8 protein-coding genes are annotated in these 13598 nt (G+C 48.0%); all 8 read right to left on the bottom strand.

Annotation, left to right across the window (positions count from 1 at the left end; genetic code table 11):
* Positions 1 to 200 precede the first annotated feature (200 nt).
* A complete protein-coding gene (locus dnm_RS20435; protein WP_207678752.1) occupies positions 201 to 2864 on the bottom strand; it encodes an SMP-30/gluconolactonase/LRE family protein in 2664 nt (887 codons plus the stop codon).
* Between the two features lie 62 nt (positions 2865 to 2926).
* Positions 2927 to 6136, bottom strand: a complete 3210-nt coding sequence (locus tag dnm_RS20430; protein ID WP_207678751.1) for a metallophosphoesterase — start codon at positions 6134 to 6136, stop codon at positions 2927 to 2929.
* Between the two features lie 62 nt (positions 6137 to 6198).
* A complete protein-coding gene (locus dnm_RS20425) occupies positions 6199 to 6564 on the bottom strand; it encodes an EF-hand domain-containing protein (protein WP_207678750.1) in 366 nt (121 codons plus the stop codon).
* Between the two features lie 240 nt (positions 6565 to 6804).
* Positions 6805 to 7002 (bottom strand): hypothetical protein, encoded by a 198-nt coding sequence (locus tag dnm_RS20420; RefSeq protein WP_207678749.1) that lies wholly within the window; start codon positions 7000 to 7002, stop codon positions 6805 to 6807.
* Between the two features lie 139 nt (positions 7003 to 7141).
* On the bottom strand, positions 7142 to 8986 hold the full coding sequence (locus dnm_RS20415; protein ID WP_207678748.1) for an Lcl domain-containing protein: 1845 nt from the start codon (positions 8984 to 8986) through the stop codon (positions 7142 to 7144).
* Between the two features lie 850 nt (positions 8987 to 9836).
* Complete coding sequence (locus dnm_RS20410) at positions 9837 to 11096, bottom strand: glycosyltransferase family 4 protein (protein WP_207678747.1); 1260 nt, start codon at positions 11094 to 11096, stop codon at positions 9837 to 9839.
* Positions 11097 to 12085: 989 nt separating this feature from the next.
* The gene (locus dnm_RS20405; RefSeq protein ID WP_207678746.1) at positions 12086 to 12667 is read right to left on the bottom strand and encodes a Uma2 family endonuclease; all 582 of its coding nucleotides are present in this window, start codon (positions 12665 to 12667) and stop codon (positions 12086 to 12088) included.
* Positions 12668 to 12711: 44 nt separating this feature from the next.
* Positions 12712 to 13563: a DUF8740 domain-containing protein gene (locus tag dnm_RS20400; protein ID WP_207678745.1), complete on the bottom strand. Its 852-nt coding sequence runs from the start codon at positions 13561 to 13563 to the stop codon at positions 12712 to 12714.
* Positions 13564 to 13598 lie beyond the last annotated feature (35 nt).

Below are 13598 nucleotides of genomic sequence, written 5' to 3'. Positions count from 1 at the left end.
TGGTCTTTCCCGGGGCCTCGCCAAAATCCGTTATAATCAGAAATGATAAGTACCCGATCAAAAGTTTTTTATACATCTTTTTTTCTGAGAATAGGCGGAGAAACCCGGCTTTTTTTTCTTCAGAGGCGGCGGATCATTCCGGGGGAAAAGCCGGGTTTCTTTCCCGTACGAATATCGAAAACTTATGGTTAGATACTTATTCAGAATCCGCCAGCTTTCCGCAGCCAATAAATCACTTCTTGCAGCCCGATTTTCCCATCTTCGTTAATATCCGCTTCGTTGCTCAGGTTTGCGGCAGGTTCTAGGCCAACCATTATTTGCAAAGCTGAAATAACTCTGGGCAGATACGCCGCAGATACGCCTTCCACCCGCATCTGAAGCGAGTAAACCGAAGTTTTTGCTGTTATGAAAAGCGTGTGTCCCTCAGCCCCGCCGAAACAGACATTGGTGGGATCCGTGACCGCTATGGTTTCAATCAGTGTGCCGGAAGCGTCATACACCTGCACCCCGTTTTCATTTGTCAGATAGATATTCCCCTCACTGTCAATGGTCATGCCGTCGGACCCTGCCGCGACAAAAAGTGTTTTATCTGACAAGGTTCCGTTCTCAGCGATGTCATATTTGTAAGTCTTTCCTTCGCCGTGATCCGCCACATAAAGCGTTGTGCCGTCAGAGGTGCCGATGATGCCGTTGGGTCTGGTCATGTCCGAGATGACACGGATGATATTATCCCGCTTGGGTGTGAGATAATAGACATGCTCCCCATCCTGCACTGCCGACGCCTTGATATAAACCGGGTCGGAAAAGTAAACTCCGCCTTTGGCATCAATCCAGAGGTCGTTCGGCTCGTTGAAGCTTTTACTATTGTATTCATCAGCCAGAACCGTCACATTACCCTGCGAGTCAATGGAAACCAGCCGTCCGTTTGTTCCTTCGCAGGCCAGCAGGTTGCCTTCGCTGTCAAAGAAAAGACCATTTGCTCCCCCGGAATCTTCCCGAAACACGGTGGCTCCTCCGGCCTCGGACCAGGTGTAAATCCGATTCGCGGAAATATCTGAGAAATACAAGTTGCCATTCGCATCCGCAGCCGGGCCTTCTGCGAAGGATAAACCATCGGCAATCTGGGTGATCTCTGCCCCGTCCAGGACCACACTTTCCGTACCTGTTCCCGGATCATCTGTGACACCGAACAGAAGGTCCGTGTTTCCAATGCTTTCAATGTCAGGCATGTCAACCTTCGATGCGTACAGCCACGCTCCGGAACAGTCATACGCATTGGAATCTGCCTGGTAGTCAGGAAATTCCTCATAATAATCTGTGCGAAGTTTCATCAGTGCCGTGGCCTGGGCATCTGTCAGAGTATTTCCCACGGTTGCAAAGTGGGTCGCATAGTGATACATCATCGCGCCTTCGTATTCCCCGTATTGACGAACCAGGGCCGTGACCTCGTCTTTGTCCACAGATGCGGCATCCATAAAAAGCCGCAGTTTTTCAGATATTTCCTGACGCTTTGAAACAATATTATTCAAATCGGTTTCCTGGATATCCACCAAGTCGGTCACCAATGCCTCCTGGGTATCGTTCAGCGCATCCAGAAATGCCTGGCCCATGTCCGCGGTCAGATTGCTGTCAATGGTGACCGGTTCCGTTGCCGTCAGCGGCGGGATGTCCTTCATGTAAAAGGAACCGAAATATGTGCCATGACGTTCCGGGCAGAAATAGGTGTCCCCCACGACCGAACCCAGGTACCAGCTAAACAACTGGGTCGCATAAGTGCTTACAAGCACTGCCCCGTCACTGACTGTAAGTCCCTCCAGTTTTACCTTGTTCCGGCTTGCTTCGGGCCAGTCCTCGGAAGCAATGGTTCCTCCCTGGCCCGCTGTTTCAAATAGCGTATTAAATGCAGTCAGCAATTCCGCCAGTTCTGTCTTCTGAGAAGCGGTCATTTCCGCCAGAATCCCGCCGAGTACTTCCGCGCGGTTGTAACTGATTTCCGCATCAATTTCGTACAACTCTCCCGTGAATTCCGTAACAGCGCTTTTATCCAGCCCGGTGGCCCCGTCCGGAAGGTCCTCCTTGTCCAAAAGACGTTTGAACGCTTTTATCAGGACAAAACGCTTGTATCCGTAAGCGTCAACCTGTTCCGCCTGGGTGTTTGCCATATCCACCAGCTGCTGAACCTGGGCATCGGTCAGGATCGTCAGGACACCGTCTGAGATTCTGCCTGCAAATTCCGTGTTGTGACCAAATCCGTTGGGCGTGATGTCACGCAGATACTGGAAACCGAAAAAGTCGGACACTTTCCCGGGCGGAAAAAAGGTGTATGAACAGAGGTCTCCGGTGAGAAATGCCAGAGCGCTGAAGGCAATGGTTTTCATCTGGGCTTCTTCAGAGATGGACTGGGCCGGAGATATGTTGCTGTCGTTTCCCGGATCCGTGGGTTCTCCGTTCCCCGGATCTGTATCGGAATATTTGGTGTTACATGCATCCCGGCAATACCGACGGTCTCCGCATGACAGTTCCGATGACCCGTCGCAGTATGCCTTGCAGGCCGACTCGCTTTCGGTTCCGGTGGCAACGGAATAATCTCCGTCAGGTCCGAGAGTTGACGGCGCATCGAATGTGATAAAATCGGAATTCTGGCTGAAGTCCTGAGTTGGGCAGGCATCCCGGCAGGCCTGCCGCGTGGCCGCATCAGCATCCTCCAGACAGTCACAGCAGTCTTTGCACTGGCCCTCGCTCTCCGTGTTGTTAATACAAGAATCGGAAGTCAGAGCCAGAGTCTCTGAACAGCAGACCGCTGATATAAAGGATATACCTACGAAAAGAATAAAGAGAAAAGGGGTTGAACGGATTGTTTTCATTGTGTCCTCCTTATTTGGTGTTTTTTAGTTGTTTAAAAAATCCTGAGCAGAGCTGATTTGTCTCACCTCCCTTCAGCCTGCTGTATCAGGTGATATTGAGGACCCGGATTGCTATGCCTGACGCCACCTTCCGAAGTAAGCGTATAGGTGCAGGCAAGTTCGCCGTTTGTTCGGCCATCGGTCTCATCTTTGGGCAGATAGGCGCGGATGTAATCCACTTTCACCTCGGACTCGGAAACCAAAACCCGGATATGCCCCGAGTTGGGCAGCTTGTCGCCTGCGGGGAAGGCATCCGCATTATACAGGGAATAGTAAGGATCACCGGGCATGGGGCAAGTCTGGTAAACAACACCGTCAAGTTCCTCCCGAACAAAAATGTGGTCATGTCCCTGGAAAAATATGCTGACCTTGTTATCCGCCATTAGCTGATGAATTGTTTTTTCCCAGCCCGGACGGTATGTTTCCAGGTTTGCCGCATCCCCCCATTCCCCGTTTGTTACAGCATCTGCCCCGCCCCGTGTTTCGCCGAGGACATGATGAACAAATACGAATTTGAACTTTTCAGTGCTTTTTTCAAGCGTTTCCTTAAACCACTGATACTGCTCATCGCCGATAGTCGAATCCCACAGGGTTTTGTCGGCAGCATGAGGATCACTCATGGTTGTCCAATACGGATCAAGTGCGACAAACAGCGCGTCTCCCCATGTGAAGGCGTAGTAGTTTTGCCGTTTTCCTATAAAATCATATTCCCGGGCGTTGCCTGTGTAGAAATCATCAGGCTCGGGGTTGGGATAATAGAGCTTTCTCGCTTTTGTTGACCATATGGGAATATTGTTCTCAGTTCCGTCCAGCAGCCAGCCATATTCAAGCTCATGATTTCCGAGTACCAGAAACAGCGGCGCTGAGTGGCAAAGCAGCCCGAAATATGCCCGCTGATCAATATACAACTGAGCTATTTTGTCATAATCAGGATCAGAGACTTTGCTTGAACGGAACGTATCTCCGAGGTCAATATGAAAATCAGGGTCGTCAGCAACAGCGTTCATCACTGTCCTTTTGTAAAGTTCGGGATCACAATGCTTGTTCGTGCCGAGATGCGAATCCGCCTGCACCGTAAACGTAAACGGACTGCCCGGGTGTCTTTGTGTATGAAACGAACAGGTTTCTCCGGTAGTGAATCCGCTTTGCTTCCCGGGTTTCCGCCATCGCATTCGGTAGTCATACCGGCTCTCGGACTGAAGATTTTCGAGAACTGTTTCAAAAGGAATTTGAGCCTGAATCGTGACAGTATCTGTCCGAGCGTCATAACCGCGGGATTCCGTGCCGTACTCAACATAAGCCTCCATATCCTCATCCGCAAGTGCGTTCACGGTGACAGAAGTGTCGGTGGGGCGTCCCAGCAATACAGTGCCGGGAAATTTTCCTTCCTGATCTTCGGAACTCTCGACAAGCATCCTCAGAATATAAATGGCTTCGGCAATGCCGATTTTTCCGTCTTTGTTCGCATCTGCCGCAATGCTGATTCTCTGATTTTCGGTCTCTGTCTCACTCACAATCTGCAAACAGAGAATAAGGTCTGGCAGATCAACTGATCCGCTTTTATTGATATCTCCCGGGGCAGGATCCGCCTGGATGACGAATTCATAATCCACATCTCCGGTGTAACCATACGGGGCTTTGTCATTGCCGCGTGACAGCCCTTCATCATCCGGATGGTATGCCCTCACATACTGCAAGGTTGCTTCTGTGCTGTTCACTGTGACACGCATGTACCCTGAACTGCTGACAACATCTCCGCTGACATATCCGTAGTCAGATGCAAGGTCAGTGTTATCATATTTGTCAGAGGACCCCTGCCCCATTTCGATGTAGTGTATGCCGTCAAGCTGCTGTTTGACAAACACATGGTCATGCCCGTGAAACACTGCGTTCACATTGCCCGCCACCAGCAGGTCATGGATCGGGGCATCCCAGCCTTCCCGTTTTGTACCGAACATATATTCATCGTCACTGGGATCAGATTCGTCATTGGGTTCCCATCCGCCCCATTCAAACCATCCGGCAGTCTCTGTTCCGCCCCGGCCCTTGCCCGTGTCTGACTGGGAACCGCCTACGAGATGATGAACAAAGACAAATTTGTATTTTATGTTTTCGTCCTTCTCCTCAAGCAACGCTTTCAGCCAGTCATACTGCTCCTGACCCAGTGTGAATGCCCATCCGCCCTCGTTGTTGAAACTCCCGGTGGAATACCAGTAAGGATCAAGAACGATGAACTGTGCATTTCCCCATTTCCAGGAAAACCAGGTGTCCCGAATGCTTCCGTCAAAGTCGTCGGTCACAGTGCTGCCAGTATAAAATTCACCGTCAGGGACCGGATTGACAAAGTATTTTCTTCTTGCAGTGACAGACCATAACGCCAGGTTTTTTTTCTCCTCATCCTTATTGTTCCAAAGTTTTCCGAGTTCTCCTTCATGGTTCCCGGTGACCAGGAATATGGGAACAGAATGGGTGGCATGAGAGAAAAACTGAGTTCGTACATATTCATAACAGTAGTCAACATCATCGTAGTCAAACTGACCGTTCATGCCGTCAATGTCATCATCGCTGTAATAGTGGTTTGTGATGACCTTCTCCACCATGAATGTGTCTCCGAGATCAATGAGAAAGTCAGGGGAGTTATCTGTATAATAATCCTGAATGTCATCTCCGTGCCCTGCCTTGTGTCCGTTATTATCTGCCACCGGATGAAAATCAGCTATGTTTTGTGAGGCAGCGATCCATACGCCGGGGTCATGATCAACTGGCGGATCGCCCACGCCAGCATACTGATCTCTGGTCAGTCCCACAAGACGGGGATCAAAATGACAATCTGCCAGGACCGTGAAAGAGAATTCAGTCCCGGGCGAGGCTTTTGTGCGGAATGAATATTCATCGCCATAAGATGATCCGTCATAAACCAGTCTGTAGAAATAACGCGTGTTTGCTGTGAGGCGGGTCAGGGTTATCACATTCGGGGCCCCCCGGACCGGGCCGGAAACAGTTTCGGACTGCCTGGTGTAAGTCCCGGGTGCTGTGCCGTACTCAATATGAAACTGAGCCGGAGGCGTTTTTGTGAAAAGGACACTTATCTTTATTGAAGATTCAGCAGGGACACCGAGAACAACATTTGCTTCAGTCTCTGCATATGCACAGGACGGCCAACCGACTGTTAATGAAAAAATTACAACAGCAAAGAAAAAGAATGCAAGTAAAAAATTAGTTTTAGGATACATAAAAAGGCTCCTGTCATGCGTGAAGCATCACGCTTCACGCATTAATTATCACCGGTTACACATCAGTTCTGCTGTCCGCTGCGAGCGCCCCGGGGCGGACGTAATTCATCGCGGCCGAGTATGCCGTCACCGTTCTTATCCAGCGTTTTCAGAATGTTCGTTGCATTTTCTATCTCCTCTGCGGACAACTGGCCGTCTCTGTCAGTATCAAGTGCGCGCATCAGGGGAGCACCGCCCTTGAGCCGGGAGCGACGACCTGGTTTTTTTCCGTCGGGTCTGTCCTCAGAACCGGACTGTTCCTCCAGTTGTGCCGGGTCCGGGTCTGCTGACTGAGCAGCCGCAGGATGCGGGACTGTCAGCGCAATGACACATATAAATCCGATAATACCGGCAATCATAAACGCATATCTCAGTGTTGTTTTTTTCATAATTTCTCCTTGGTTAAAAGTTTCTGATGCTGTTAAAAAATTTGAAAGACTCTCTTTGTTTTCACCTCCTTTCGATGTATTCGGGACGCGAAGCGTCCCTTCTGCATTCCCACGCGAAGCGTGGGAACGAGAAAAAATGAGAGGTTGAGGAGATAAAACGGATCTTTTATGAGCAGAAGGATTTTATTTGTCCGTCTCCGGTTGTGGTACGCTCCGCCGCGGGATGCTGGGGACGATTATTCATTTTTTTTTAAGAATATCATCAGCCTGTGTCTGGGTGATGCGCCCGTCTCCGAGAGCTTTCTGAACCACTTCGAGAATTTTCGCATCCGTGGCGGTCCGAAAAGTCACCCGGTCCACATTGTACTTTTCCATGTGCGATTTGTAATGCCACGAAGGCACGAAGGCGCGAAGGTGCGAAGTCTCACGAAGGTTCATTGTGTTTATTTGTGTCTCCGTGTCTTTGTGGCATTGTCTTTTCAGTTAAAAAAAATTGCACATGGTCTGACATTTGAAAATATCACGGTTTTCCGGAATGGCGGGGGCCTCCTCTGAATCCGTTCTGGGCAAAAAAGTGTTATATGAATCCGGCGACTTTCCGCAGAATATAAACAAGTTCTTCGTGTCCGATTTTCCCATCATCGTTTATATCGGCACAAGGCTGAACATTATCCGGATTTATGCTGGTTAGTATCTGCAATACCATGACGGCATCTTTGACGGTGACGGAACCGGTCCCGTCAATATTGCCTGCCATGCAGGTATCCCCGGGACTTTCTCCTGTATCTCGCACACACCGCACATAATTGTAAATGCGGATCGCATCCCCCTGGGGACCATGACCTGTGGGATACTCCTCAGGGTCCCCGGTTTTGGGATCACTGCGCTGCGCGCCCGCGCCGTGAACATCCTGCCATGAGCCGTTCATGTAGCCCAATGCTCTTCCAAACGCGACATAGACCGCACCGCCGCCCATGCCGTTCCATGTGGTGTGTGTGGTGCCGGCCCAGTAAAACGGATAATCAGTCTGCCCTGCCTCATTGGTGATGGATGTGACGCTGAAGATCAGGTCAATCGCGGCCGAAGCGGTGGTGTCCGGTGAGCGGGTATAATCCACGATGCTTTGGAGTTCCTTGGCGTTAGGCATACGCCAGTCGTCATAACCCAGGTAATTCTCCGCATTTTTCTGCTCAACCCAGGCCAAGGCGTCCTCCCATGTCATTCCGGTTCCGCTGTCCGCCTGGGACCACATCAGGCCGGTGGCAGAGTCCGTGACGGTTCCATCTCCGTTATTTGCAAAGTTGTTGTCACCGTAGCTTGTGTTCCCGCGCACACAGATCAGGAAAAAGGTTTTATCCGACCCATGAATGCTCAGACCGTATCCCTTGATCCTGCCGTCCGCAAAGTTCACCCCGAAAAGTGTGCTGCCGTCGCTTGTGGTACCGACATAAAGCGTGTCTGAGGCATACTGAGCGTCAATCACCCGCTCTCCGGCATCCGTATCGCCATAGGCAAAATCAAAGTAATCTGTGTCAATAAAAGGTGTCAGCCCGGATGTGTCTGTGTCTTCATACCCGCTGGGATCGGACCCGCTGAATTCTGTCAGAGAGTAAAGTTCCTTGATGCTTGGCACACGCCAGTCACTGTATCCGCCAAAATTTTGGACGTTGAGTGTGACCGGATAAGCCTGAATTTCTGTCCAAGTGAGTTTGTCTGCCGCGTCAATATCGCCGTCGCCGTCGGTGTCCGCGCTTTTTTGCCACATCAGGCCGGTGTTGTTGTCGGTGACGGTTCCGTCTCCGTTGTCGGTGAAATCAGGGACGGCGCCTGTGTGTTGTGCGTCCTGACCGTAAAATGCCTGACCGGACCCGGGACAGGCAATATTTGAACTGGCATTATAACATTTTTCCTGACCCGTATCTGTTACTGTATAGAGTACGTCGGTAATGACCGTTTCCTGCGAGGAATCAGAAGGCTCTTCCGCCGGAGAATCGGTATCTTCGCCTGACAGAACCTCAAAAGCATCGTTCTCTGCGGAAATCAGCGATCCCATATCTGGCTGATCCGGCGGGGCTGAAAATTCCAGGGAAACATCTTTGGTTCCTGCTGATTCGCCCACCGGAATGCTGAATATCGCGGTTATGACAAAATCGCTTCGGCTGATGCTCGTGCCTTCAAGTGTTCCTATTTTCACGCTCTCCGGCATTATCTCCGAAGGCGGGAGAGGGGGCGAACTCAGGCTTTCATCCAGGGTGATTGTGAGTGTAATCGTCTCTCCCTGCCTGGCACTTAGCGGTGAAACACTTTTGATCATATCAGGGGTCTGCGCCTGAGCGCATATGACAGGCAGCAGAACCATCAGAATCAGAAACACCATGCCAAATTCAAAAACGTTTTTCTTAATAATTATGAATATTTTCAATTCAATATCTCCTTTTCCGGTTTCCGGCCAGGCAACAACCGGCAACTTGTTATTATCCGCTAACATAACATCAAAATGTGAGGAAATACAGAGGAAAATACGTGAACACTGTGCGGATTTCAAAATATTCACTTTGAATCCCCTTTTCCCCTGGTTCTTAGCCCTTAACATAATATGAATATGATAGCAGAAAATTGTGAAGAAAATATGAAGAAAATACGAAGAAAATTGCGAAGAAAATTGCGAAGAAAATTGCGAAAATTAATCAGCCAGTATTTTTCTTAGGCGATTTTCAGTTCGCAGTTCCGCCTAAAGGCGGAAATGCGAACTGAAAATCGCCCCGGGTATATTAGAGTTGTTCCCAAATAAGTAAGCCTTTCAGCCCGCTGTCATATGACGCGACGTGCGGCTCATAATGCCACAAAGACACGAAGGCACAAAGGGACACAAAGAACCTTCGTGAGCCTTCGCGCCTTCGTGTCTTTGTGGCATTATTTATTTAGGACAATGGTTCGGACAGGTTTTGATAATTAGGGACGATAAAAATTTTAACCTATTGAAATCAGAGGGGTTAAAATTTTGAGTCGGAAATCGTCGGGCTTAATAAAAACAATGGGTTATAAAAACTGTCCGACATATTGTTAGGAACAACTCTATTCTTTTCCGGAAATCGCCTTAAAACCAGAAAATTCGAAAACAGCGTCCAAATCCGTTATAAGTACCTAACCATAAGTTTCCGAAATCTTCCCGGGGAAGAAACCCGGCTTTTTTTACCGGAACGATCTGCTGCCCGTGATGGAAAAACCCGGTTTTTTCCGCTGTTCACAGAAAAAAAAGTCCCTGCTTCCATCTATCGCATCAGAAGATTCATCAATTTTTTGTGAAGAACAGAATAAGAATAATACTGTTTTGCAATTTTATAGTTCTCATTCACCATGTTTTCACGAAGCTCTGAATTTTGTAATACCTCTCTTGCCTGACGTACTGCCTTTTCCGTGACATATCCGTCAATTTCAATGGCTGAAAATCCTTTGGGCTGGATATCAATCCGATAAATCGAATAGGTATTGACCAGTATTGGTTTACGATAATACACCGCCTCAAGAAAAGCATTGCCGAACCCCTCAAAATTTGAAGGATATGTCACAAGATCAGCGTAGGGATAAATATCATTCAGGGTATAAATTTTTCGTCCGTCTTCAGAAGATCTCCGGTATTCGTTAATGATGTCTGAAACAAAAACAGTATTCACGTTCAACAGTTTTGAGTATTCTCTTACTCTGCGTTCGTAATCATTTTTTTCATCGCCGGAGGCATGGGAAATAACGAGTTTGGCTTTCATTTTCAATCTGCTGACGAGCTCTATGGCATGTTCGATCCCCTTTCGTTTGATCACCCGTGTCGGCTGAAGCACAAACAACTCATCGCTTTCGATTCCCAGGGCTTTCCGCACATCCGATGTATAGCCGTTGGGACGCAGGGGCGGGTTTTCAAAGTCCATTACTGTGGGAATAATGGATGATGAAATGCCAGTTCTGAGACTTAGCTGGTTGCTTGCGGCAGAATTGATGACCACATGCCGGATCGTGGGAAGATGAGGTGGAAAGGCCATGTTCAGATATTCCCATATGGCATTTGTCTTAAACTCCTGACGTTCCCAGAAAAAATCATGGTGGTGGGCAATGGCGGAAATGCCAGTTTCCGATAACAGCTCGGTAATCGCAAGCCCGAGAGGAATATTCAGCGGTATGGTCAGGGAATTTTCCGCGATTAAAAGCTCTATTTTGAATTTCTTGATAAATTTGTACAGATGATCCTTGATATGTTCCTTTATTTCATGAATCTTTTTGGTCAGACTGCGGGGCCGAAAGTTCACACCAAAGCAATTTTTGAAAATGTGTCTGACCTCAGGATGCCGAAAATGAGCCTCTTCTAACAGATAAGAGATATCCGCAGGCCGATCAATCTCTCCGGCAAAATAGAAGCAGGAAAGACCCTCTTTTTCAAAAACGTCAGCCCATTTTGCAGTCTCCACAGGAACGCCCTCTGTTCCGGCAAAACGGGTTGAAACAAATCCGATATTTTGTACTCCTTCAACAGATACACACATTTTTCTCTATTATCCTTGTTGTAAAAAGTGTAAGGTGTCGGATGTTCAGAATTCCCAAGTGTGTTTTTCCCAACACTCGATAATCAGATTTTTTTCTGTCATTCCTGCTTTCGCAGACTCCGGCGTGAATGTTCGACTGAACTCATGCCAAAGTCTCAGTCGGACGGAATGACGGACTATCCGGCCGGATCGGATCAAAAAATTTTATTATTGAGTAACACCTATATTAAAAAAAAGGGGAAAAAAGTCAATGGGGCGGAAAGCGTATTTAAGAGTAGATATATCCTACCGTTACAGAGAAAAAATTTCCAAGTCTTTTTCAGCAGGTATTGAAATCCGGATCCCCTTATGTTATTCACATAAATAATCCACGGAAGAATCAGCAAAGACTTTTTTTGTCACCCGGACAGATCAGCGACAATATTCCGAAAACACAGGCTGATACTTATAAGCATCTATATAATCAGCTTTTTGTAATTCTATTCAGTCTCTAAACTGAAGATTCGTATGATCTGATTTTATAAATTGTGGTTCTGAACCACGGATTACACAGATTACACGGATTTCACGGATTTTCCACTCCCATCTACACTGATTAGAATGGATTGCACTGATTGCACTGATTTTTCACTCCCATCTACATGGATTATGGTTAAGAAAGGATTACGCCGAACTTCGGACGGAAATCCTTTTCTTACACATAATCCGTGTAGATGAGATAAGCCTCCGAACCACTGATTAGCATGGATTACACGGATTGCACTGATTTTTTTAATCCGAGAAATCCGAAAAATCTGTGATAATCCGTGGTTCAGAGGTCATTCGCACGGATTAGCGATAAGCAGGGATTTTATGCACCAAAGGCCCGAATCTCTGATTATCACCAATCCGTGCTGATGGCTTGTTATTCATCGTCTGAGCGGTTTCGCAACGGTAAACTCCCGATAGGAGCGACATACAAATGACACACAAACCTCTGATCTGTGACTTCAGACTTCCAGGGGATAGCTCTGACCGATGATGTCATCCACAAGAATTTCCGCATCAGGAAAAATCCCGGGGCTCAGTACGGAATCTCTGTGAAATACCCTGACATTCCGGTATTTATGACCCGATGGACTGGTGGATACCTCCACGCACGATGCTTTCAGATTCACGATCCATACTTCCCTGATCCCTGCTTTTGCATACAGGGGAAGTTTGATCTCACGGTCATCTTCAAGCGATGTGTCGGCCACTTCCACAACCAGCAAAACGTCTTCGGGCCGAGGATGCCGGCTGGCATAGAAGTCGGGCTGTGGTTTCAAAAGTGAGATGTCTGGTTCAGGTTCCGAGTGCTTCCCCAGACAAACAGGATTTTGCACCCATACAATTGCACTTTCTGCAAAATTCGCTGAAAACAGATGGGTCAGTCTTCCTACGCATGATGCATGATTGCTTCCGATAGCTGCCATTTGAATGATTTCTCCTTGGATAAGTTCCAGGCGATCACCTTCCCTGAGAATACCTGCTTCGATCATCTGATGGTATTCATCTGTGGTGAATGTCTTTCTTTTTGCTCTGGTCAGCATGAGGTTTCTCCTTTTTTCAGCCGGATTAAGCGGGGAATCAATTATTATTTCGCTATCTCCGTGACCGTCAAAGTGCTGTATAATGTTCCCCCTAATTTCCTTCCCAAATATCCTCCGTTAATATTTATGATACCGGCCTCAAGTCCGGCTCTGAGCTTGAATGTAATCTCCGAGGTCGTACCGGCAGTCATTATATGCTTAAAGGGAATAGTTTGCAACGAATCTCTGACAACATTAGTATCTCCGACAGCGGTGGCAATTGCATCAGATTCCGAGTTTTCAAACAAAGCGAGCATGAGCCGGTTTGCTGTATTATTGTCTTCTGTAGCATGAACAGCAGCCTCCACCAATAAGAGATTAGATGAATCTCCGGGCGTTATTGCCACCGTCAGCACTTCAACGCCTTCTGTCTGCTGAGGAATCGTATCATCCCATGGTATTGCCTGGTCTGAAGTTTTGAACTCATTGGTCTGATTATGTACAACCTGCAATATTTTTCCGGCTTTTTCAGCTCTTATGGCGTAAGGGGTGCTGAGAATCTGCTGGCGGGGAAAGAGTTCATCTCCGTCATTAACTTTGATACCGAGATATCGCCCGCTTGATTCGAAGGCATCTGTTATCAGCCTCTTCTCCTCATCTTTCTCTCCAAGGATGACGTTGAACATGCCGTTCACCAGCGGCACACTGCTGAAAATCTGCGGCCCCCAGAACTTTGTCCCGCCCGTTGCCGCATCGTACAGGTTGAACTCAATTTTTTTGGTTCCCGTGAGCGGTTTGCCGTCCGCATCTGTCAGCATCCCCTGATAATTCACCAGCGGCGGCACGGATGCCTCCTGCGCCTGTGCCATGGCTCCTGCCAGAATTACGAAAACCATTGCCAATACGATCTGTCTCATTTTCCTTTTTCCTTTCGTTTTTATGGGTTGTTATT

This window comes from Desulfonema magnum, from assembly GCF_017377395.1.
GTDB classification, from domain to species: Bacteria; Desulfobacterota; Desulfobacteria; order Desulfobacterales; family 4be13; genus Desulfonema_C; species Desulfonema_C magnum.
Note: the sequence above shows the minus strand (reverse complement) of the source record. Positions and strands in the feature narration are given on the sequence as shown.

Excerpts from the sequence above, each read along its gene's own strand:
- dnm_RS20435 (WP_207678752.1), bottom strand. The coding sequence starts at position 2,864 with ATGAAAACAATCCGTTCAACCCCTTTTCTCTTTATTCTTTTCGTAGGT.
- dnm_RS20430 (WP_207678751.1), bottom strand. The coding sequence starts at position 6,136 with ATGTATCCTAAAACTAATTTTTTACTTGCATTCTTTTTCTTTGCTGTT.
- dnm_RS20425 (WP_207678750.1), bottom strand. The coding sequence starts at position 6,564 with ATGAAAAAAACAACACTGAGATATGCGTTTATGATTGCCGGTATTATC.
- dnm_RS20420 (WP_207678749.1), bottom strand. The coding sequence starts at position 7,002 with ATGAACCTTCGTGAGACTTCGCACCTTCGCGCCTTCGTGCCTTCGTGG.
- dnm_RS20410 (WP_207678747.1), bottom strand. The coding sequence starts at position 11,096 with ATGTGTGTATCTGTTGAAGGAGTACAAAATATCGGATTTGTTTCAACC.
- dnm_RS20405 (WP_207678746.1), bottom strand. The coding sequence starts at position 12,667 with ATGCTGACCAGAGCAAAAAGAAAGACATTCACCACAGATGAATACCAT.
- dnm_RS20400 (WP_207678745.1), bottom strand. The coding sequence starts at position 13,563 with ATGAGACAGATCGTATTGGCAATGGTTTTCGTAATTCTGGCAGGAGCC.